16 protein-coding genes are annotated in these 22,364 nt (G+C 72.0%); 7 read left to right on the forward strand and 9 right to left on the reverse strand.

All coding sequences use genetic code 11. From position 1 onward, the window contains the following. Window positions 1-56: 56 nt before the first annotated feature. Window positions 57-449, forward strand: a complete 393-nt coding sequence (locus tag ACYVLT_RS13485; protein ID WP_461120498.1) for a VOC family protein — start codon at window positions 57-59, stop codon at window positions 447-449. A gap of 75 nt (window positions 450-524) precedes the next feature. On the opposite strand, the gene ACYVLT_RS13490 is transcribed toward ACYVLT_RS13485, so the two are convergent. Continuing rightward, window positions 525-5,933 (reverse strand): LamG-like jellyroll fold domain-containing protein, encoded by a 5,409-nt coding sequence (locus tag ACYVLT_RS13490; protein WP_461120499.1) that lies wholly within the window; start codon window positions 5,931-5,933, stop codon window positions 525-527. A 279-nt stretch (window positions 5,934-6,212) separates the two neighbouring features. Continuing rightward, window positions 6,213-6,635 carry a VOC family protein gene (locus ACYVLT_RS13495; RefSeq protein WP_461120500.1) on the reverse strand — a complete coding sequence of 141 codons (423 nt, stop codon included), beginning with the start codon at window positions 6,633-6,635 and terminating at the stop codon, window positions 6,213-6,215. Window positions 6,636-6,730: 95 nt separating this feature from the next. Here ACYVLT_RS13495 and ACYVLT_RS13500 point away from each other — a divergent pair, with 95 nt between their 5' ends. Then, complete coding sequence (locus ACYVLT_RS13500; RefSeq protein WP_461120501.1) at window positions 6,731-7,714, forward strand: helix-turn-helix transcriptional regulator; 984 nt, start codon at window positions 6,731-6,733, stop codon at window positions 7,712-7,714. A gap of 151 nt (window positions 7,715-7,865) precedes the next feature. On the opposite strand, the gene ACYVLT_RS13505 is transcribed toward ACYVLT_RS13500, so the two are convergent. The 4 genes from ACYVLT_RS13505 to ACYVLT_RS13520 all read right to left on the reverse strand — a co-directional run bounded on the left by ACYVLT_RS13505 (window position 7,866) and on the right by ACYVLT_RS13520 (window position 12,679). Next, entirely contained in the window at window positions 7,866-8,726 is an 861-nt protein-coding gene (locus ACYVLT_RS13505) for an SGNH/GDSL hydrolase family protein (protein WP_461120502.1), read from the reverse strand. 35 nt (window positions 8,727-8,761) lie between these two features. Continuing rightward, window positions 8,762-9,808, reverse strand: a complete 1,047-nt coding sequence (locus ACYVLT_RS13510) for a rhamnogalacturonan acetylesterase (RefSeq protein WP_461120503.1) — start codon at window positions 9,806-9,808, stop codon at window positions 8,762-8,764. 106 nt (window positions 9,809-9,914) lie between these two features. Further along, window positions 9,915-11,375, reverse strand: a complete 1,461-nt coding sequence (locus ACYVLT_RS13515) for an RICIN domain-containing protein (protein ID WP_461120504.1) — start codon at window positions 11,373-11,375, stop codon at window positions 9,915-9,917. Window positions 11,376-11,656: 281 nt separating this feature from the next. After that, complete coding sequence (locus ACYVLT_RS13520) at window positions 11,657-12,679, reverse strand: alpha/beta hydrolase (protein WP_461120505.1); 1,023 nt, start codon at window positions 12,677-12,679, stop codon at window positions 11,657-11,659. Between the two features lie 75 nt (window positions 12,680-12,754). Here ACYVLT_RS13520 and ACYVLT_RS13525 point away from each other — a divergent pair, with 75 nt between their 5' ends. The 3 genes from ACYVLT_RS13525 to ACYVLT_RS13535 all read left to right on the forward strand — a co-directional run bounded on the left by ACYVLT_RS13525 (window position 12,755) and on the right by ACYVLT_RS13535 (window position 14,542). Then, the gene (locus tag ACYVLT_RS13525; RefSeq protein ID WP_461120506.1) at window positions 12,755-13,342 is read left to right on the forward strand and encodes a TetR/AcrR family transcriptional regulator; all 588 of its coding nucleotides are present in this window, start codon (window positions 12,755-12,757) and stop codon (window positions 13,340-13,342) included. 4 nt (window positions 13,343-13,346) lie between these two features. Next, window positions 13,347-14,138, forward strand: coding sequence for a helix-turn-helix domain-containing protein (locus ACYVLT_RS13530; RefSeq protein ID WP_461120507.1), 792 nt, complete (start codon window positions 13,347-13,349; stop codon window positions 14,136-14,138). Window positions 14,139-14,224: 86 nt separating this feature from the next. Next, complete coding sequence (locus ACYVLT_RS13535) at window positions 14,225-14,542, forward strand: antibiotic biosynthesis monooxygenase family protein (RefSeq protein ID WP_461120508.1); 318 nt, start codon at window positions 14,225-14,227, stop codon at window positions 14,540-14,542. 91 nt (window positions 14,543-14,633) lie between these two features. Here the strand turns inward: ACYVLT_RS13535 and ACYVLT_RS13540 are convergent, their stop codons facing one another. After that, on the reverse strand, window positions 14,634-16,058 hold the full coding sequence (locus ACYVLT_RS13540; protein WP_461120509.1) for a WGR domain-containing protein: 1,425 nt from the start codon (window positions 16,056-16,058) through the stop codon (window positions 14,634-14,636). Window positions 16,059-16,381: 323 nt separating this feature from the next. On the opposite strand from ACYVLT_RS13540, the gene ACYVLT_RS13545 reads away from it, so the two are divergent. After that, window positions 16,382-17,191 (forward strand): hypothetical protein, encoded by an 810-nt coding sequence (locus tag ACYVLT_RS13545; RefSeq protein ID WP_461120510.1) that lies wholly within the window; start codon window positions 16,382-16,384, stop codon window positions 17,189-17,191. Between the two features lie 115 nt (window positions 17,192-17,306). On the opposite strand, the gene helR is transcribed toward ACYVLT_RS13545, so the two are convergent. Then, window positions 17,307-19,505, reverse strand: coding sequence for an RNA polymerase recycling motor ATPase HelR (gene helR / locus ACYVLT_RS13550; protein WP_461120511.1), 2,199 nt, complete (start codon window positions 19,503-19,505; stop codon window positions 17,307-17,309). A gap of 491 nt (window positions 19,506-19,996) precedes the next feature. Here helR and ACYVLT_RS13555 point away from each other — a divergent pair, with 491 nt between their 5' ends. Further along, entirely contained in the window at window positions 19,997-20,674 is a 678-nt protein-coding gene (locus ACYVLT_RS13555; protein WP_461121119.1) for a glycoside hydrolase family 12 protein, read from the forward strand. A 56-nt stretch (window positions 20,675-20,730) separates the two neighbouring features. Here the strand turns inward: ACYVLT_RS13555 and ACYVLT_RS13560 are convergent, their stop codons facing one another. Then, window positions 20,731-22,314 (reverse strand): lipase family protein, encoded by a 1,584-nt coding sequence (locus tag ACYVLT_RS13560; protein ID WP_461120512.1) that lies wholly within the window; start codon window positions 22,312-22,314, stop codon window positions 20,731-20,733. Between the last annotated feature and the right edge of the window lie 50 nt (window positions 22,315-22,364).

Below are 22,364 nucleotides of genomic sequence, written 5' to 3' on the forward strand. Positions count from 1 at the left end.
GTCGAACCGGCTCAGCGGGATGCGCGGCGGCCTCGGGGCGTGGTGTGATCGCGACCGTGCGCCTTGATCTCGTCACCGTCGTCGTCGCCGAGTACGACCCGGCGATCCGGTTCTTCACCGAGGTCCTGGGCTTCGAGCTGGTCGAGGACTCGCCCTCGCTGACCAACGACGGCCGGCCGAAGCGGTGGGTCGTGGTGCGGCCGCCCGGCGGCGGGACGGGGATCCTGCTCGCCCGCGCCGACGGTCCGCGCCAGGACGCCGTCGTGGGCGACCAGGTCGCGGGCCGCGTCGGGTTCTTCCTCCGCGTCGACGACTTCGACGCCGTCTACGACCGGATGATTTCTGCAGACGTTGAATTCGTGACGCCGCCCCGGGCGGAGCCCTACGGGCGGGTCGCGGTGTTCCTGGACGTCGCCGGCAACCGGTGGGACCTGCTCGGTCCGGCCTGACGTCGACGGCCCCGGGCTGGAAAAGGCACGAGGGCCGCTCCCGGTGCGGGAGCGGCCCTCGTGCGAGCGAAGGGCCTAGAGCTCGGCCCTCGGCGGGAAATCGTTGATCGCGTCCGCGAGGAACTGCGCGATCCGGTCGTGGTAGGCGCTGTTCGCCACGCCGCCCGTCAGGTACTCCGGAGCGATCTTGCCGGGATCCGCCCCGCTGCGGACGGCCGCGTCGAAGTCCACGACGTAGTCGGCGCCGTAGTCGGCGAAGTGGGCCATCATGTCGCTGTTGAGCTGCCTGCGCTGCACCTCGCGGGGATCGGACCCGTCGAGCCCCAGCGGCGGCACCGTGGTCAGGATGACGTGCACCGGCGTGCCGTCCGGCCGGAGCTGCCGCTTCATCCCGGTCGGGCTGCTCGCCTTGATCAGCAGCTCCAGGGCCGCCCTGGCCTCGGCGGCTGTCCCGCCGCGCAGGACGGTGTTCGCACCCGCCGCCAGCAGCACCGTGCGCACGCCGGGCGCGCTGAGCACCGAGCGGTCGACGTCCAGCTTGATGTTGCCCGCGCCCACGGACCCGGTGTTCGGGAACGCGTTCCAGTCCTTCTGCCAGAACGACCACTGGGCGTCGAGCGGCGCCAGCGCCCGCTGGTGCACGCGGACGTCCGCGATCGCGCCGTTGAGGTACTCGGCCGGCTGCCCGTTCCACTTCCGGCGGCCGATGGTGAGCGGGCCGTTGCCGGCGAAGACGGTCACGTTGCTCGCGGCCGACTGGTGCGTGCCGTTCACGTACAACCGGATCGTCTGCGTCGTGGCGTCGTAGGTGCCCACCAGGTGCGTCCACTTGCCGATTTCCGCCGGCGCGGTCGACGACGTCAGCTTCGGCGTCTCGGTGGTCGCGTCCGACGGCATCACCGAGAACGACCAGCGGCGGTGCGGCGCGTGGTACTGCAGCGCGAACGAGCTGACCGCGCCGCCGTCCTGGGCCACCGCGGTGTAGGAGTCGGCCAGGTCGTCGACCTTCACCCAGGCGGAGACGCTGAAGCTCCGGCCGGTGTCCAGCACCTTCGCCGCCGTCTGGAAGTGCCCGGTGGAGCCGTTGAGGACCGCGGACCCGTTGTGGTCGGTGCTCCACGTGACGCCGCCGGCCGCCGTGGCGTTGGCGCTGCCCGCGAAGTCGCGTGCGGTGGTGCCGGCGCCGTCGGTCATCCGCCAGCGCCCGGTGTCCGGGATGCCCGCCCGGCTCGCGTTGATCAGGCCGCCGGGCAGGGTGCCCCCGGACTGGGCGAGCTTGCCGGGCAGGTTGTCCACCCACGTGCTGCGCTGCGACTGACCGGGAGGGGCCTGCGCCGTCAGCTGGTCGCCGAGCACCACGACGGTGCCGTGGCTCGGGTCCGCGGTGGACACGTCCACGGCGGACACGTAGTAGCTGCCGTTCATCGTCGTGGTGAACGGAGCCCCGTCGACGTTGCCCACGACGTTGCCGGACGCGAGGTACGTCGGCGCGTTCGACTCGCCGTGCACCGGCGCCTGCGGCACCGCCGTCGGCAGGTGCAGGCTTACCACGAGGTTGCCGCCGGTCGGCATCGCGACCGGGTCGCTGTACACCTCGCCACCGGCCGGGATGGTGACGGAGGCGGCGCCGCCGAACCTCAGCGGCACCGGCGTGCCGGTGGTCGTCGCGCCGGTGCCGGACTGCGCCGCCACGGTCGCCGCGTCGATGGTCGCCGGCGTGCTGCTGACCGTGTTGGCGAACTTCACCCGCACCTGGGCACCGGTGACGGTGGGCTTGAGCACGGTGCGCAGGGTCCGGTCGGCGAACCCGTTCGGCACGACCACGGCGTTGTCGGCCGGCGCGGCCCACGCGCCGACCCAGCCCGTGCCCGCCGGCCGGGGAGCCATCGCGAAGACGTGCAGCGCCGGGGCCGGGTCACAGGTGCCGGCCAGGAAGCCGGTCCCGTAGTTCGGCAGCGTGATCGACTTGACCGTCTTGGTCGGGTCGGCGGGCACGAACACCGGGTAGAGCACCGGGTGGTGGTCCGTCTGCTTGGTCAGGCCCGCGTTGCGGTACGGCAGCCTGATGCCGGTCGGGTCGTCGGGCAGCCACGTCCACTCGGCGGTCTCCGGGAACAGCGGGTTCGACGTGGTGCCGTCGGTGTAGGTGATCGTGCCCGTCCGCGGCTGCGTCCTGCCGCACGTGCTGGTGACGATCAGGCCGACCGCGTTGGCCTTCACCTGCTGCTCGGCCGGGAACGGGATCGTCTGCCCGATCGCCACCACGTTGTCGTTGCCCGCCGCGTTCGGCGCGGGCATGGTGAACGTCGCGCCGTTGACCGTCACCTTCCTGCCCGGTGCGAGCCCCGCCGCGGCCAGCGTCTGCGCGGACAGGCTCGCGCCGAAGTAGTCCAGCACCGCCGTCGTCGTGCCGTCCGAGCTGATGCCCTTGTTGTTCATGGCGTCGGCGAAGCTCGCCGTGGTCACGTTGTTGACCGGGACGAAGGTGAGGTAGTCGATCCCGATCCGGTAGCGGATGCCGGTGGTGTCCGGGTTCGTGCCCGTGGTCGTGAACGTCATCACGTGCTCGCCCGCGGTCAGGTGCATCCCGCCCAGCGGTGCGAACCCGGCGGTGAAGGTGTCGTCGTAACCGTCGACCGAGGTGCTGCCGAGCGGGCTCCCGTCCACGCCGGCCGACCACGTGCCGTAGGTGGAGGACCTCGCGAAGCCCGCGCCGATCGCGTAGTCCGCCTCGATCGGCACCGTGACCTTGAGGCTGAACGACTGGCCGACGCCGTCACCGTCGAAGTACAGGTAGCTGTCGCTCTTCACCGGCATGTTGCAGCAGCCGCCCCAGCGCACGAGCGGCTTGTCGGTCGCGACCTGCGGCAGCGCTTCCCCGTCGAGCTTCACCGTCGGCGACAGCTGGAGGTAGTCCAGGCCCGCCACGAAGGTCGTCGCGGTCGAGGACGTCCTCTTCACCATCTTCACGTCCAGGACGTGTTGACCGGCGGACAGCCGCATGCCGGTCAGCGGCAGGTCGGACGTGCGGGTCGTGGAGTGCGAGCCACCCGGCCAGTAGGTGAGGATCTCGCGACCGTCGAGGGTGAACCGCAGCTGGTCGGGGATGGCGATGTTGGAGACCAGGCCCGCGGTGAGGTCGTAGTCCCCGGTCGCCGGCACGGTGAAGGGGATCTTCCCGGTGGCGCCGTCGGTGTTCGCGATCAGCTTCAGGTACCTGCCCCCGGACACGAGTGGGTCGTCGGCGGGCGTCGCGGCGAGCTGGCCGGTGCCGATGCCGCTGAGCGCGAGGGCCTCGCCCTCGATGCGCTGGGTCGGCGCGGGCGTGACGTAGCTCGGCGCCACGTAGAACGTGTACGCCTCCGATTCCGGCGAGAGCTTGTGCGCGTCGTCGAAGCTGCGCACGTGCAGCGTGTGGTAGCCCGGGCCCAGCGTCGGGGGCACCGTGATGGTTCCCCGGCCGCCCGCCGCGGTGACCCACCCGCCGTCGGTGCCGAACGTCCTGTCGTAGGCGCAGTCCGAGTTCGTGGGCGCGACCTGGGTGCCGGAACCGTTGAAGGTGTAGGTGAACCCGGCCAGGTTCGAGGTGCCGAGGGCGGTGAAGGTGAACCTGCCCGGCTGGTTCTGCGGCTTGCCCCAGTACCCCTGCGGGTAGTCGCCGCTGGCGATCGTGGGCGCCTGCGTGATCGGCACGCTGCGCGTGGTGAACCTCAGCCACGGCGACCAGACGCCCGCCCACAGGTTCTTGTTGCCGTCACCGGGGAAGATGTTGTGCGCGGTGACGCGGAAGTCGTAGCTGCCGTTGCCCAGGTCGACGTCGCTCCGCCAGCTGCCGAGGCTGCCGGACGCGATCTCCGGCGGGCTGGTGGTCTTCGCCTTGTTGGTCGTCCGCGCGGTGTCCCAGATCTCCGTGTACAGCGCGAGGTTCAGCGGCGACGCGTTGTTGTCCGTCGCCCTCGAGTACAGCGTCGGGAAGGCGTCCGGCGTGATGAGGCCCTTGCCGCAGTCGAACGCGTTGCCCACCGACAGGTCGTACGGGGCGTTGGGCGGGAAGGAGAACGTCACGTCGAGGCGGGGGTTGTTGCCGAACTTCTTCCACTGGTACTTGTTGCCCTCGTCCGGCGCGAGCAGGCCCATGTGCAGGTCGCCCGCGTTGAGGTCGATGACCTCCTGCGCGCTGCGGTCGACGTTGAACGCCACCTCGCGCGCGCCACCGCACTGGTCGCCCGCGTTGGACGACTGCGTGTCGATGGCGTGGCCGCCCGGTCCGGGCCAGCGGGTGTTGGAGTAGAAGGGCGCGACCTGGTGGACGGTGGTCGACTCGGCGGTGCAGCTGGTGCCGTGCGTCTGGAGCGCGTACATCCGAGCGCTCCACAGGATGGCCTTGCGGCCGTTGCGCGATTGCAGGTCCGGGGTCAGGAACTTGAAGAACGAACGCGCGACCCAGTTGCCGCCGCACCCGGTCCAGTTGCCGCAGTTGCCGACCTGGGCGTCCATGGCCGCGTTGTAGTACTGCCAGTCGGTGCTGGTGACTTCGAGCCACGACTCCTTGTTGCGCGACATCACCGGGTCGATGTACAGCGGGTACCGCACGTCGGGTCCGGTCAGCGCCTTCTGGTCCGGGACGACCGTCAGCTCGACCGCGGCCGGACCGTCGACCTCGCGGGTGGACACCTCCAGCGCGGACAGCTTGCCGCTGCCCGGTTCGGTCGCGCTCGGCGCGGGCCCCACCTTGTCGTCACGGGTGGAGTCCCACATGACGGGCGTCGACCCGGAGAACACCGGGTTGCCGTGGACGTCCTTGGCGCTCAGGCTCTTGCCGGCCCGGTCGACGGCGAGGCCCCGGCCGATCGCGGTGAACTTCAGCGCGCTCAGCGCGGGGTTGGCCGCGGCCTTGGCGTCCTTGACGACGAGGACCTGCGAGTACCCGATGGTGCCCGCGGTGACGCGCAGGTCGACACCGGGGAGCACGTCCGGGTAGGTGGCCGCGCTGCCGTCGAGCACCGGCTCGGGCAGCGGCGCCGGCCAGGCCAGCGACAGCGACTTGTCGGCCTCGGTCATGGTGACCATCGGCGTGACCCCGCCGCCGGAGAAGACCACGTCGATCGCGGCGGCCACCGGGGCGAGGCCGCCGTCCGGGCGCTTGGTCAACGTGGTGTCGACGTCGCGCCACGCGCCGTTCTGCTTGACCCGCACGGGTTGCGGGTGCGAGCGGAGCGTGAACGTGCCGTCCGGGTTGGCCAGGACGGTGGAGGTCTCGGTGGTCTTCTCGGCCACCTCGACCGGCTTGCCGGAGCTCTTCGCCGATTCGAGGGCGTTGACCTCGGTCGGCGTGGGCGCCGGGGTGTTCGCGTCGGTCGCGACGGCCGGCGGTGGCGCGGGTGTGGGCTCGGACGCGGTGGCGACGGGCGGAGCGAGAGTCGCTCCGAGCGTGATCGCGGTGCCCGTGACGAGCAGCGTCAGCGCTCGTCTGAATCCGGGCACGCGGACGGGAGGTCTATGGCGCACGGTGGGTTTCCCTCGGCTTCGACTGGCCATGATGGACGGCGCGGGCACCTTAGCTCCTCGGACCCGTGGCCCACCAGGTACTTCCACCGGGCGTCGCCCGTGGCTTACTGTGCCCTCGAACGGGATTGCTGGACCTCGTTCGTCCCGGGGACGAGACCATCCATCCATAATGGACGAACGTACGATCGCCACCGGCTGCCCGGACCGGCCGCGGGTGGACGAGACCGTGCTCCCGCCCACCCGCGGCGACGTGCGTCAGCCGTTGTGCCCGCTGACGACGTCGACGACCCAGACGACGCCGAAGCGGTCACGCAGCATCCCGTAAGCGGGAGCCCAGCCCGCCGGGCCCATCGGGATGACTACGGTCGCACCGTCGGAGAGCGACTCCCAGTACCCGGTGACCTCGTCGACGGTCTCGCCGCGCAGGGAGACGAAGAACGAGTTCTCACCCGGGTCGTGTGCCAGCCGCGACGGCACGTCGTAGGCCATGACGTGGAAGCCGTTCTCGGCGAGCACCTGGCCCCACATCACCTTGTCGGCATCGGCCTCCTCCTCGACGTTCCCGGCGTCGGAGTACGTGACGACGGCGAGGTGGCCGCCGAACACCGATCGGTAGAACTCCAGCGCCGCGTGCGCGTCGCCGCGGAAGTTCAGGTGGGTCGTGGTCGTGACGGACAAGATCGCTCCCTGACTCGTGCCGGTTGGCTGATGTGGCCCACGTTCGCAGGGGAAGCGGCCAGGGTGTGTCCTCTTCTTCGGGCAGGATGAGGACCATGCCGAAGACCTCAGCGCGACTGCTGTCGCTGCTGTCGCTGTTGCAGGCGCGCCGGGACTGGCCGGGGGCGTTGTTGGCCGGACGGCTGGAGGTCAGCCCGCGCACGGTGCGCCGCGACGTCGACCGCCTGCGCGAGCTGGGCTACCCCGTCGTGACCGTGAAAGGCCCGGACGGGGGCTACCGGCTCGGCGCTGGCACGCAACTGCCGCCGCTGCTGTTCGACGACGACCAGGCCGTCGCCCTGGCCGTGGCCCTCCGGACCGCCACCACCGGCGCCGGCATCGGGGAAGCCGCGGCACGGGCGCTGACCACCGTCCGGCAGGTCATGCCCGCGCGGCTGCGCCACCGCGTCGACACCGTCCAGGTGACCGCCGTCGAACGGTCCGCCGCACCGCCGGTCGACAGCGGCGTGCTGCTCGCGATCAGCGGCGCCGTCCACGCCCGCGAAGTGCTGCGCTTCGACTACGCCGCCGCCGCGGCGGTGGCCGACCCCGCCGCGACGCCACCGCGCCGAGTGGCGCCGCACCACGTCGTGACCAGGGGCGGTCGGTGGTACCTCGTCGCCTGGGACCTCGACCGCGACGACTGGCGCACGTTCCGCGTCGACCGGATCACCCCGCGCACGCCCACCGGCCCCCGCTTCACTCCGCGGGCACTGCCCGGAGGTGACGTGGCCGGCTTCGTCGCCGCAAGGTTCTCCGGGTCCGACGACCCCGGCGGTCGACCGTGCCGCGGCGAGGTGATCCTCGACCTGCCCGCCGCGCAGGTGGCGCCGTACGCCGAGGACGGGGTGGTCGAGCCACTCGGCCCGGACCGCTGCCGGCTCACCGCGGGCTCGTGGTCGTGGCCCGCCCTGGCCACCGCCATGGGCAGGTTCGACGCCGACATCGAGGTCGTGGGACCGGCCGAGCTCAAGGACGCCTTCGCCCGCCTGGCCCACCGCTACGCCAAGGCGGCGGCACACCCGGCACCGGACGAGTGACCGACCGGTGCTCCGGCGCCCCCGGCCGCTTCGAGCCCTGCTCCGCGTTCCGCTCGCATCCACCATCGCAGCGGGGCCGTGGTGTGGCGCTGGGCGAATACCTGAACGGAGGACCGGGGTGCTTGCGGGCGCACCCCGGTCCGTGCCCGTCCTAGCGCAGGGAGGCGGCGAGGCCGATGCCCTGCTCCCGCAGTGCCCTGGCGACCACCTCGGCGATGCGGGCGGCGCCGGCTGCCTCGAAGTGGGTGTGGTCGTTGCAGAAGAACGCGCCGACCGCGCCCTGGCCGTAGTTGCCGTCGTTGGGGCACAGGCGCAGCGAGTTGTAGAGGTTGACGCTGCGCTGGTGCAGGTCGATGACCGGCACCTGGTCGGCTTGGCCCTGGGCGATCGTCTCCTGCACGAAGCCGCGGTTGCCGACGGCGGTGGAGCCGGAGCAGCGGATGGCCGCGACGGGGGTGACGTAGACGGGCTTGACCCCCCGGGCCTTGGCTTCGCGCGCCATCGTGGCGAGGAGTTGGCGGTAGCGGGCGGTGCCGACGTGGCGGGGGCAGTTGCGGTCGCCGTCGTTGATGCCGAACTGGATGACGAGCCAGTCGCCCGCCTTCATGCCGCTGGTCGAGGAGAGCATCCCGGCCCAGCGGGAGGCGTAGGTGCGGGGGCTGACCACGCACTCGCCGGTGGCATCCTTGGTGCTCTTGACGTTCGACTCGTACAGCCAGGTCTGGATGCTGCGGCCGCCCACGGCGTTGTTGACGACGGTGACGTCGTCGTTGAAGAGCCGGTCGAACTCCCGGCCCCAGCCGACCGGGCACGTGCTGTTGCCGTTGGCCATGGTGGAGTCACCGGCCAGCCACACCTTGAACGGTGCGGCGGCGGTCCCCGGGCCGGCGGCCTGCTCGGCGGCGCAGCGGGCGGGGGCGGGGGCGGCTTGCGCCGGTGTCACCAGGGTCGCCGTCGCGGCGCAGACGGCCACCACGACCGCCAAGACCCGGCTCCGTGCAGAGATCCTCATTGATCCTCCATGTCGTTTCGGTGGACTTCGTGACGTCAGCGGACCTGCGTCGACCGGATGACCCCGAGCCGGACCGCCTCGGTGAGCACGAGGTTGGACATGGCGGCCGCGCCGTAGTCGGAGAAGTGGGTGTTGTCGCCCTTCTCCCTGGTCAGGAACAGCCTCTCGGAGGCCGACGCGCCGAGTTGCTCGACCAGGGCGGCGGACGACGCGGTGAGGTCGATCAGGGGTGCGCCCTCGGTCCGTGCGACGGTCTTCATCTCGTTGGGCAGGTTCACGCCGAGCTCGTTGACGTGGCGCGCGGTGCCGGTGAGGCGGCCGTTCGAGTCGAGCAGCCGGCGGACGGGTGGTGTCACCAGCACGGGTGCGCCGCCCGCCGCGCGGACGTCGCGGACCATCCGGGTGAGGTTGGCGCGGAACGTGGTGGCGGTGGTGCGCTTGTCGTTGTGGCCGACCTGGATCATCACGGTGTCACCGGCACGGGTCTGCGACCGCACGGCGGGGAACAGCGCCGCGTTCGACAGCACGGAGCCGGAGCTCTCGCCGGAGTCGCCGTAGTTGGCCACCGACAAGCCCTCGCGCAGCAGGCGGGGCAGGGCTTGGCCCCAGCCGGCGTAGGGGGCGACCGGCTGGTCGCACACGGTGGAGTCGCCGACCAGGAACAGGGCGGGCGGCCTGACCTGCCTGAGCGCGACGGCCTCGACCGCCGGTGCCCGACCGTCGAACACGAGGGTCAGCCCGGGTGTGCCGGTGCCGCCCTGGCCGGTGGGTTGCCCCTCCGGCTGTCGCACGTTGACGGTGATCACCCGTTCGGTGAGCTGACCGGCGCCGGTGTCGACGGCGCCGAGCACCCGGCGCCGCGCCTCGGCGGTGATGCCGGTGTTGGCCGAGCGGGTGGTGGCGCCCAGTCGCACGGTCACGTCGTAGTGGCCGGGCGCCACGTCGTAGCGGCAGGTGATGGGGCCGGTGCCGGTGCAACCGGCCGGCGCCGCCTGCGCCGGGGCGGTGGCGAGGGCGGTCCAGGCGCCCGCGGTGAGCGTCACGGCGAGCGCCGAACGCAGGACGGCGTTTCCAGGAGGCATGGTGGTCGCTCCTTGCTGCGGGTTCGTGAGCAGGGCACGGCACCGCGGCACGTCCGGGCGCGGTGCCGGACCCGGACGTGCGGCGGGGGAGTGGGGTGGTGTCGGCTCAGCCGGTGAGGGCGGTCGTCAGGATCGGCGCGAGGCGGTCGGCGATCTTGCGGTGGCCCTGGTCGTTGGGGTGCACGTTGTCGGTGGTGTCGGTGGCCTCGACGATCCACCCGGTGGTGTCGACGAACCTGACCTTCGGGTCGTTGACGATCCGCACGGCCGCCTGCGTTTCGGGGATGAAGCGCTTGCGGAAGGTCTGCAACGCCAGGACCGTGGCGGTCGGGTACTTCTGCCGGGCGCGCTGGATCAGCGTGACGTAGGCGGCCTGGAACTGCGAGCCGGTCACGTTGTGGCCGACGTCGTTGGTGCCGAGGTTGATCACCACGACGTCCGCGCGGTAGCGGGAGAAGTCCCAGTCGGCCGCGTTGGCCTGCAACCCGGTGCGCAGGAACCGGTCGCTCATGCCGATGCACCCGTCGGCCGCGGACACCAGGCACGCGCCACCCACCGCGATCTGGGTGTGACCCACGCCCAGCCGCTCGCCGACCAGCCAGCCGTAGGCCGTCAACGCCTGCTTGGACGACTGCTGCCCGACCGTGATGGAGTCGCCGACGAACTCGACCAGCTTCGCGGGGACGGGCGGGGCGAACGTGCCCGCGCCGGGGTCCAGCTCCACGCCCCGGTAGACCGCGTCACCCCGGTAGGAGCCGGCGATCGGCCGGTAGGACACCCGCAGGGTGTGGTTGCCCGCCGCCAACGGCGTCGGGGTCAGGTTCACCGTCCCGCTGCGGTTGACGTAGGACACGTCCGGGCCGCCGTCGATGCTGACGAAGAAGTCGATCGCGTTGCGCTGCTTGAGCTTCACCGTCCGACCGGTGAAGCCCACCACCACGTAGGCGCCCGCCCACTCCGAGACGTACGCCGTGGGGTCGGCGGTGTTCCACCGGCCGAAGTACTTGACGTTGGGGTCGGTTGGCGCGCCGTTGCCGCCCGGCGTGCCGCCGCCCAACCGCACCAGCTGCCACTGCTGGTTGGTGCCGCCGTTGACGTCGTACTGCGAGATCCGCGCGCCGTCGGCGGTCGACCGCTCCCAGACGTCCAACGCCTTGCCGCTGTTGCGGTTGACGAACCGGACGTGACCACCGTCGGTGTCGGTGAGGCCGAACTGCTGCTCGGCGCCATTGGTGTCGGTCCACTGCACCACGTTCGCGCCGTTGGCCGTGGACGACGAGGCGATACCCACGACCTTCCCGCTGTGCCGCGATTTCAGCCGGTAGTACCCGCCGCCGGAATCCACGAACTGGAATTGCTGCGCAGAGGAATCGGTTCTCGTCGCCTGCACGACGGCGCCGCCGTCGGCGGTCGACTGCACCTGCATCGCCTTGCCGCTGTGCCGGGCGACCACCGCGTACGTGGCCGTGGTGTCGACGGTGGCGGCCTGAGCCGGCGGTGCGGCCGACGTGAGCGCGGCGAGCACCCCGACCGTGACGGCCAGCGCACCGCATGACGACAATGTCATGTCCGTGCCTTTCGCCTGAGGTGGTGCGGCGGTGACCACCGGGTGGATTTACTCGGCGAAATAGTTGCGTTCGGCTCGCGCCAACGTCAATGGTCGCATCTCGTATGGGCGGAGTCCGGTTCGACCTCTTTGTGCTCGCCGATGAATTATTGAGACGTGATAGTCGAAACCACGCCTGGGGGAGGGCCGGCATTTACCGGCCCTCTCCGCAGTCGGGTGTGGTCGGTCGGGTCTGGTGGCGGCGGCTCCGGTGGCGGCGACGGGTGTGAAAGCGCTTTCCACTACACCTGTCCGGGCGGCCGAGCGCAAGCCGCCCGGGTGCCCGACGTCGTCGTCAGGAGGTGCTCCCGGAGGAAACCCGCGATCTCCGCCCGCGCGGCCCTGGCCTGTCGCACCACGCCCGGCATGCTGACGAAGCCGTGCGTCGCCCCGGGGTGTTCGGTGAGGCGGACCGGCGTGCCCGACTCGCGCAGTCGTTCGGCGTAACGGCGGCCGTGGTCGGCCAGCGGGTCCAGGGTGGGCACCACCACGAGCGCCGGCGCCAGCCCGCTCAGGTCGTCGGCGTGCAGCGGCGACACGGCACGGGGATCCGACCCGGGCGGAACGGCCAGTCGCCGGTACAGCTCGACCTGGGTCGCGGTCAGGGTCGGACTGTGGGCGTACCGCGTCATCGAGGGGTGGTCGAACGCCGACCCGGTCAGGTCGACGGCGGGGTTGACCAGCACCTGCGCCCGCAGCGGCAGGCCGGATCCCCTGGCCCGCAGCGCGACCAGCGCGGTGATCAGCCCGCCGTTGCTCTCGCCGAAGACCGCGATCCGCGCCGGGTCGACACCCCAGTCACCGGCGTGCCGCACCACGTGCCGCAGCACGTCCCAACCGTCGTCGACGGCCGCCGGCAGCGGCGTCACCGGATCCAGGAGGCGGTGCTCGACCGACACGACGACCGCCGGCAGCCGTGCCGCGAGGTGGCTGTTGACCCAGTCGCTCTGCGCCGCCGTGCCCACGAACGCGCCGCCGTGCACGTGGACGACGAGCGGCAGGTCGCCGCGCGCGGTCGACGGCCGGTGCACCCGGACCCGCAGCCCGCGACCGGGTAGCGCCACCTCCTGCCACCGGATCCGGGCGCCGCGATCCGGGAACCCGGTGATCACCCGGGCCGTCCGGGACGCCCGCTTGCGGTTGACCGCGTCGCGGTGGGCGACCAACTCCTCGGTCGTCATCGCCGACCAGTCCGGCTCGCCCATCACGGCGTGCAGCAACCGGATGCCCAGCGGTGGGCGCTCGACGCCCGTGACGTCCCCCATGGCTCCTCCTCGGTCTTTGATTTCGCTACCGGTAGTAGCGATACCGATCGTAGCGCAATTGGCTATCGTGTGACCATGACCCGAGCGACCCCGTCCGGCAGGCCGCCGGGACGTCCGCGCGCGGGCATCGACGCCGTGGTCTTCGCGGCGACCCTGAGCACCGTGCACGAGCTGGGCTACGCGGGCGCGACGATGGATCGCATCGCGGCCGAGGCGGGCGTCGCCAAGACGACGATCTACCGTCGCTGGCCGTCGAAGGGCGCGCTGATCACGGACTGCCTGATCGACACGTTCGGCCCGCTGCCGCTCAAGGGCGTCAGCCGGGCGGAGGACATCTCCGCCGCCGTCCGCTGGGGCGCGGCCCGGATCGCCGAGCCGGGGGTGGGTGCGGCGTTCGCGGGTGTCTTCGTGGACGCGATGAGCGATCCGGCCCTGCGCGAGATCCTGTCCAAGCGGTTGCAGGACCCGTACCTGCGCGCGCTGCGGGACGCGCTCGGCGAGCCCGAGGACCGGGTCCTGCTGATCATCGACATCACCGTCGGAACCCTGCTGCACCGGATGGGCATGACCGGCGCGCCGATGGTCGACGCGGACGTGACCGCGCTGATCGGGATGCTCCTGCGCCACTTCGCCGACGACGCCGGCCCGAAGCGCGGGCGGTAGGGCGTTGCGCACGACGCTGCGGGTCGCCACCGGGACCGGCTTCGCCGTCGACGACCTGCGGATCGTGGCGCGCACCCCGGTGTGGTGGCCGCCCGAGGCGGTGTCCGAGCACCGGGTCGTCTTCGTGCGGCGTGGGCTGTTCCGGGTGCGGCTGCCGGGGTGGACGGGACTGGTCGACCCGCTCGTGGCCTACGTCCGGCCGGCCGGTGCGGAGCACGCGATCGCGCACCGGCCCGACGCCGCGGACGCGTGCACGGTGATCAGCCTCGACGGGGCGTTGGCCGATCAGGCGTTGCCCGGCGGGCCGACCGCGCGGCCGCTGATGACGAGCGCGGCGGTCGACCTCGCGCACCGCACGCTGCTCGCGCGTGCCCGGCAGGGCGCCGACGAGTTCGAGCTCACCGAGCGCGTGCTCACGCTCGCCGACCGGCTGTTCGGACTCCCCCGGCCGCCGCGCGGCGGGTTGCCGTCGCACCGCCGGCTGGCCGACGCGGCGCGTGCGCGGTTGGCCGCCGATCCGGCCGGGCCGACGTTCGGGGCGCTCGCCGCCGAACTCGGGGTGTCCCGCCCGCACCTGTCCCGCGTGTTCCGCGCCGTGACCGGCACGACCCTCACGGCGTTCCGGACCGGGGTGCGGGTGCGTGCCGCGCTGGACGCCATCGACGAGGGCCGGACGAACCTGGCCGACCTGGCCGCCGACCTCGGCTTCGCCGACCACGCCCACCTCACCCGCACCCTGCGCGCGGAACTGGGCAGCCCGCCCGGCCGGGTCCGCGCCGTCCTGCGCGGCTGGTGATCACACACGTTCAAGCCCGGACGGTCGGTCGACCGCACCCTGGCCAGTGCCAGTGCCAGTGCCAGTCGACCGGAAGGGATCGCCGCATGATCGCTCGACTCTGGAGCGCCCGAACCGAGCACCGCCACCACGCCGACGCCTACCAGCACCTCTTCCCCCTCGACGCCTTGGCGGCGGTGGCGGGGTTCCGCGGCGCCTACCTCCTGCGGCGCGACCACGAGACCGGCGTCGAGTTCGTCTCCCTCACGCTGTTCGAGTCCTTGGACGCCATCCGCGACTTCGCCGGCGACGCCCACGGGACGGCGCACGTCTCCCCGGCCGCCCGGGATGTCCTGGACGACGTCGACGAGCACGTCCGCCACTTCACCGTCGTGCTCGCGCCGGACGACCGGGCGGCGAGGTAGTCCGTGCCACGGGCCTCGCCAACGTCACCACCGGCCCGCGCCCATGCTCGCGCGGGCGGTGACGTCGCTGTCGGCGCTCTTTCCGGAGTGCTCAGCGGATGCGCTTGATCTCGCCGCGGGTGCGGTAGAACGACCCGCCCGCCGAGGTGAGCACCTCCGTGACCAGGTACCGGGCGCCGGGTACGCGGATGTGCTTCGGGAACTGCACGCCCCACGTGCGGTCGTAGCCGTCCGAGACGACGTGCACCCTGATCCGGCCGCCCTCCTGGACGCACTCCACGACGACGCCCGCGCCGGGGTCGACGTGCGAGACGACCTCGACCTCGGCGGTGGCCTCGACGCGGTCGATGCTGCCCGCCTTGATGTCCTGGCGCGGCGGGAGCTGCCCCTGCTCGGCCGCGCGCACGGCGGCCGGACTCGCGTCGAGGCACGCCAGCGAACCGTCCGTGGTCACCAGGTAGAGCCGCTCGTCGCGGTACTGCATGGAGAACGCCGAGCCGCACCCCGTGGCGAGCTTCCACAGCCGGGTCCCGTCGGCGGCGAAGCAGTACACCGAGGACTGGTTGTCGCCCGCGAAGACGAACTCGCCGTCGGGCGAGGTCGCGCAGGAGAACACGGCCGCGTCGCAGCGGTAGGTGCCCGTCTCCCGCCCGTCCGCCTTGGCGAACCGGTGCACCCGGCCCCGGCTGGTGCCCGCGAAGACCGCGGTGCGCTCCTGCCAGCCGAACAGCACCTGCCCGACGGTGTCGGCGTGCCACACCTGGTGACCGCGGTCGGTGTAGTGCGTGACGCCGCGGGAGTGGCCGTGGAAGACCCCTTCCGCCGAGCAGCGGACCATCCAGGCGCTGTCGCCGGTGGCGGGGCGCGACCACTGGAACTCGTCCTCGTGGTCCACCACGGTCACCCGGCCCTCGCGGTCGGACACGCCGAGCACGCCGTCGTGGATGTCGAGCCAGTAGATGTCGACGTCGTCGGCGATCTCGTAGGCCACCCGCGGCACCTTGGCGCCGAGGTCGTACACCTGGCCGTCGTCACACCCCGCGTAGATCCAGAAGTCGTCGGCCACGATGCACTTGACGGCGTCGGGCAGGCCGAACCGCCCGGTGACCCGGCCGTCGTGGGTGAGGGTGTAGACGTCACCGTTCTCGTTGCCGACCCAGGCCTGGTCCTCGCCGATGAAGATGCCGAACGCCGGGGCGCCGGAGGCGAAACGCCACAGCACCGGCGCCTGGTGGGCGGTCGAGCGGGTGCTGACGATCTGCCGCCGGCTCACCGCCCGGCGCCCGCGCACCCCCTTGACGGCGGGGGCGTAACCCTTGCGCACCTTCTCGCCGATCTTCTTCTCGGCCGCCTTGAGCGCCTTCGCGTGGTCGGCGAAGGTCGCGCTCCTGACCTGGCCCTGTTCACCGATGCGCCCGTAGGTGATGGTGACCTCGGTGTCGTCGACGCGCACCTCGTAGAACTTGTGCGCGCCGCCGTCCGCCTCGGACAGCTCCAGGTACGTGGTGGCAGACATGCGTTGGATCCCCCTTCACGGCAACTGGTCGCACGCTATCGAGGACCACCGACAATTCCGGGATCACCGCCGTCCACCAGGGGATCCGGGGGGCGCGGTCGCTGTCGGGTGTTCACCGGACACCGGGCGGCCCGCCGCGCTCGTAGGGTGTCCACCGGGCGCGATGCATCGATCGCGGATCCAGCTCGGGAGTCGTCCGCACACCGCGTCTTCGTGGGGTAGGCGCGGGCACGTCACGCTCCCGGGTGTGCCGGTAGATCGCCACGAAAGCGCGGGTGTTCCAGCTCGATGCGGTACCCGAAGGCCTTGGCCGAGGAGGCCCGATGACCCACCCCGGTGCGCCACAACGGTTCCCGGCGCCGGGCACGCACCCCCGGCACCACGCGCAACCGCGGCACCACCCGAACTTCTCTCCGCAGGGACCGCACTTCCCGCCCCCCGGACCGCACTTCCCGCCGCAGGCACCGCACTTCCCGCCGCCGGGACCGCACCTCGCACCGCCGGGACCGCCACCCCGGCGCGGGGGGAAGGGTCCGCTGATCGCGGCGGTGGTCATCGTCCTCCTGCTCGGCTTGGGGTTCGGCGGGTACTGGGTGGTGTTCAGGCTCGACGACTCCGCCGACGCGCGGCCCACCGTGGACACCTCCCAGGACCTGGAGAAGGCCCCGATCGGCTGCGCGATGTTCGACGAGGCGGAGGTGGCCCCGTACATCCCCGGCCGGATGAACTACGAGGTGGGCTCGGCCAACCCCGGTGTCCGGGAGTCCTACGACCAGGGTCAGTGCAACTGGAACAACAGCGGCCGCCTGGCCGAGGACGAGGTCCGCGGGGCGTACCTGATCGTCACCAGCTACGTCTACCACGCCGACCGGACGAAGTCCGGTGTGGACCGGGCGGAGGAGCACCTGGAGAGCCGGGTGCGCGGCGGGGTCGCGGTGCACGTGGAGGACGCCGACGACGCCCTGCTCGTGCAGCGGGACAAGACCGACTGGTCGGCCGAGATCGTGGTCCGCTACCGCAACGTCGTCTACTCCGTCGTGTACGCCAACCAGACCGAGGTCGCGAACGTCAAGGGCAACGCGACCGCACTGGCCACCACCGCCATCGGCAAGGTGGTGCCGGACGAGGACTGACGCGCCCGCGGGACGTGGTCGACCGGAGCGTCGACCACGTCCTCACGCCGTCCGGTCGCCCTCGGCGAGTACCGCTCCGGGCTCCTGACCGACGTCCCCGGGCCGGGGCGTCGCACTACCCGGCGTGGGCGGTGGTCGCCGTTGCGGCCAGGCCGGCCAGGGCCGTCGGCAACGCGTCCCGGTGCAGGACGCCGAGGCGTTGGGTGGCCCTGGTCAGCGCGACGTAGAGCTCGGCCGCGCCGCGCGGGCCGTCGGCGAGGATCCGTTCCGGTTCCACCACCAGGACCGCGTCGTACTCCAAACCCTTGGTCTCCGACGGCGGCACGGTGCCCGGCACGCCCGGTGGGCCGATCACCACGCTGGTGCCCGGCCGGCCGGCTTCGTCCCGGGTGAACTCCTCGATGGCGGCGGCCAGCCCGTCCCCGGTGACCCGCCTCGACCACGGCCGCACGCCGCAGGCGCGCACCGACTCCGGTGGCCGGACGTCGGGCGCGAACTCGGCGAGCAGCGCGGCGGCCACGGTCATGATCTCCGCCGGGGTGCGGTAGTTCACCGACAGCGACCGGTAGACCCAGCGGCCCGGCACGTACCGCTCCAGCATCGCGTCCCACGACGTCGCACCGGCCGCCGACCGGCGCTGGGCGAGGTCGCCGACCACCGTGAACGAGCGGCCCGGGCAGCGCCGCATCAGCACCCGCCAGTCCATCTCGGACAGTTCCTGCGCCTCGTCCACCACCACGTGCCGGTAGGTCCAGTCCCGGTCCGCGGCGGCGCGTTCGACGAGCTCACGGGTGTCGTGCTCGACGAACCGGTCGGCCAGGTCCTCGGCGTAGAGCAGGTCCTGGGCGAGCAGGTGGTCCTCGTCGTCCATCATGTCCTGGCGGTCGACCTGGAGGATGTCCATCACGCCCGCGGCGTACTCGGCCTCGGCCTTCCGCTCCCGCTCGGCGGCCCGTTCGCCCGACTTGTCGGCGCCGAGCAGGTCGACCAGCTCGTCCAGCAGGGGGACGTCCGAGACCGTCCAGGCCTCGCCGTCGGCCCGCCACAACGCCTGGTCGGCGCCCGCCGCGCGCAGCCGCTCCGGCGACTCGTACAGCGATGCCAACAGGGTCTGGGGTGTCAGCACCGGCCAGAGCTCGTCCAGCGCGGCGGTGAACGCCTCGTTGCTCGCGAGCTCCTTGAGCAGGTCACCCCGCATCTGCTCCCACGCGTCCCGGTCGTCCCTGGTCAGCCAGCCGCGGCCGATCCGGGCGATCGCCCGTTCGGTGAGCACGTACGTGATGATCTCCGTGAACACCGCGCGGGCGTCGTTGTGCGGTAGCCCGCTCGACCGCGCCTCGTCCCGGGCCCACCGCGCGGTCTCGGCGTCGATCCGCACCGTGATGTCGGAGACGTCGGCCAGTTCGATCGGCAACGGGTGCGCCGGCAGCCGCTGCCGGTCGGCGACCGCCGCCGCCAGCACGTCGAGGATCTTCAGCGAGCCCTTGAGCCGCGCGGCTTCGGGCGTGTCGTCGGCGGTGACGTGCAGGCCGGGCACGAGGTCGCCGGGCGTCATGAACACCACGTCGGACTCGCCCAGCGACGGCAGCACCCGGCCGATGTGGTTCAGGAACGCCGGGTTGGGCCCGACCACGAGCACGCCGTGGCGTTCCATCCGCTCCCGCTGGGTGTAGAGCAGGTACGCCACGCGGTGCAGCGCCACCACGGTCTTCCCGGTGCCCGGGCCGCCCTCGATCACCAGCACGCCGGGGTGTTCGAGCCGGATGATCCGGTCCTGCTCGGCCTGGATGGTCGCCACGATGTCGCGCATCCCCTCGCCGCGCGGCGCGTTGACCGCCGCGAGCAGGGCCGCGTCACCCCCTTCGGCGCCGTCGGGGCGACCGAGCACCTCGTCGGTGAACTCGACCACCCGACGGCCGCGGGTGTGGAACTGGCGGCGTCGGCGCATGTTCTCCGGGTTCGCGCCGGTGGCGGTGTAGAACGCGCGTGACGCGGGTGCGCGCCAGTCCAGCAGCACCGGCTCGTAGTCGTTCCCGCCGTCGAAGAGGCCGATGCGACCGATGTAGGAGTGGTCGCCCGACAGGGTGTCCAACCGGCCGAAGCACAGCCCGTTGTCCGCGACGTCCAGCCGCTTGCCCTCCCTGGCCAACGCGCGCACCTCGTCGTCGCGCTCCAGGGGCGTGCCGCCGTTCCCGCGCAAGGCCGCGTCGTACTCGCGCCGCACGCGCGTGCGCTCGGCGTCGAGCCGCGTGTAGAGCCCGGCCACGTAGTTGCGCTCGGACCGCAATTCGTCTTCGTACCCCTGAGTTGACACAGGCCCCTCACAGCGTTTAAAATCGATTTAGATTCGGCGGGTTCTCCAGGTGGATGTGGAGCGCACGCCGACTTTTTATTGTCCGCCCCTTGTCAAGTCCTCCCGGCGGACCCCCTCCAGCCTCGACCGGGCAATACTGCGGCACCACCCGGGTCTTGCCGCAAGCCCCCGGGTGCGCTATATGTTGAAGAGGGAAAGGAGCGGATACCCTCCTTTCCCTTCGTCGTCTCCGAGGGTCGTCGCCACCCGGTCACCCTCCCACCGGCCGCCACGTGAGCCCGGTCACCATCGAACGAATTCGTCGAACGAATCCGTCGAACCACCTTCGAATTCTTCGAATCGCCATTCTCCGGTTGACCCGCCGTGATTCGCGTGCGACAGTTCGGCTCCGCCGTCGTAACACCTGGACTCGCGCGCTTTTGTGCCGGACCGGCACGGCGCGCCGGAATGGGCAACGACGCCCGGAAAAGAGTGGTCACATGGCGCACCGGATGCGGTCGGCCGCGGTGGTGGTCGCGCTCGTCGGTCTCCTGGTCGGGAACGCGGGGGCGGCGCACGCCGCCACGTGGTCCTCCAGCGACAAGTGGGGCACCTGGTCGAACGGCGGGTACACGGTCCGCAACAACGTCTGGGGCGGCGGCGCGGGGCCGCAGTCGATCTGGGCGAACTCCTACGGCAACTGGGGTGTGTGGGCGAACCACCCGAACACCGGCGGCGTGAAGTCCTACCCGCACTCGGCGCGCAACATCGGCCGGAAGCTGAGCTCGCTGAGCCGGTTGTCCAGCTCGTTCAACGTGACGAGGCCCGGCAGCGGCGCCTACGCCACCGCGTACGACATCTGGGCCGACAACCACGCGTACGAGATCATGATCTGGGTCAACAAGCAGGGCGCGGTCGGCCCCATCGGCGCGCGGGAGACCACGGTGTCGGTGGGCGGTCACACCTGGGACGTGCACCGCGGTTCCAACGGGTCGAACCAGGTGTTCTCGTTCGTCCGCACGAGCAACACCGACGCCGGGACGGTGGACGTGCTCGCGGTGCTGCGCTGGATCGGTCAGCGCGGCTGGTACGGCGACGTGACGCTGAACGACGTGCAATTCGGATTCGAGATCACGTCGTCCTCCGGCGGCATGGACTTCCGGTCCAACAGCTTTTCCGTGACGAGCTGACAACGACCAGCTGGTAATCCGGCGATTCGCCCGCGAACCGCGGTCGCGGGCGGTGGTCAGAACCGGCCGAAGAGCCAGTGTCCGGGTTTGTCCGGGGCGGGGTCGAGGCAGAAGTCCCTGGTCGCCTCGACCACCTCGGCCGCCTCGACGGTGCCGCGCCGGTCGGTGTCCAGGCGTTCGAAGAGGGCGCGGGACTCGTCCTCGGGCAGGCCGCACCGGGTCATCAGGGTCACGAACTCGTCGCGTTCGAGCACACCGGTGCCGTCGGTGTCGACCAGCGCCAGCACGGCTGCCGCCAGGGGCCGGAGGGTCCGGTCGAACGCGGTGTGGGTGGTGCGGCCCGCCCAGGCGAGGAACTCGGGCTTGCCGACCCGGCCGTCCCGGTCCAGGTCGGACTCGGTCGCGATGGCGCGCCAGAGGGCGCGGTAGGCGGAGCGGACCGCCATCGCGGCGGGCGAGCGCGGCGGGTGGCCGAACGACTGGACCAGGCGCAGGGCGAAGGCCTCGTAGTCGTCGCGTTGCAGGTAGCCGTCGTCGGTGGCGTCCAGCAGGTCGAAGCGCGGTGCGCGCGCGACCGGGGCGGGGGAGTGGCCGGTGATCGCGGCCGCCCACGCGGTCGTGTCCGGGTGGGCGGCGGCCAGGATCGTGCCGTGGTCGGCGTCCGGGTAGGTGGTCAGGTGGACGGTGCTGCCGGCCGTGGTCACGTCCGCGGCGAAGTCGTGGATCACGGCCGGCGGCACGACCTCGTCCCGGCCCGCGGCGGCCAGGAACAGCGGCCGGTCCAGCCGGGTGACCGGGACGCGGCACTCGTCGAGCACCCGGGTCACGTGCGGGTGGCGGGTCAGGTCGGTCATGCCGGTCTCGTCGTTGGTGATCGCCTTGGTGGCGCGGAACATCTCCACGAGGGTCGCCCGCGCGGCCAGGTCCACCAGGGCGGTGCCGCGTTCGGTGAGGAAGCCGTGGGCGAAGTCCGGGTACCGGGTGCGCATGCCCGCCAGGACGATCGGCACGATCGCGCACACGGCCGCGGCCGCGTCGCTGGTGCAGGCGGCGACGACGCGCGCCAGGTGGACGGGTGGCGCGAGCGCGACCGTGCCGAGGAAGTCCAGTTCCGGCGCGTAGGTCGTCGCGACCATGGCGGTGAACAGGGCGGCGTGGCCGCCTTGGGAGAAGCCCGCGACGAGCCAGCGGCGGTCGAGCGGGTGGTCGAGCTGCCGGGCGGCGCGGACGATGTCGATCACGTCGTCGGACACCGCCTCGCCGTTGAAGTACGGGTGCGGACCCGGCGTGGCCAGGCCCTCGTAGTCCGTCGCGGTGACGGCGTAACCGGCGGCGAGCCACGCCGCGATGTGCGCGCGTTCCCAGCGGAGCAGGCCGGTGCGGGACGGCGCGGTGCGGTCGGACAGGCCCGTGGTGCCGTGGGCGTAGCTGACCACGGGCCAGCCGGCGGCGGGTGGCGTGCCGTCGGGGACGAACACCGATCCCGTGACGAGGCGGCCGCGGCCGTCGTGGCCGACGCCCTGGTAGAACACGCGGTACGCCGCCGCCGCGTGGTCCGGCCGGAACCGGGGCCGGAGCGGGTGGGCGCGGATCAGCGTGCCGGGCGGTCGGGCGGGCGCGGTTCCGGTGGAGGCGGTCACGTCGTCAGCACGGTAGCGGCTCGCCGAGCCACCAGGCGGGTGAACTGCCC

It is taken from the genome of Saccharothrix stipae (assembly GCF_054781895.1).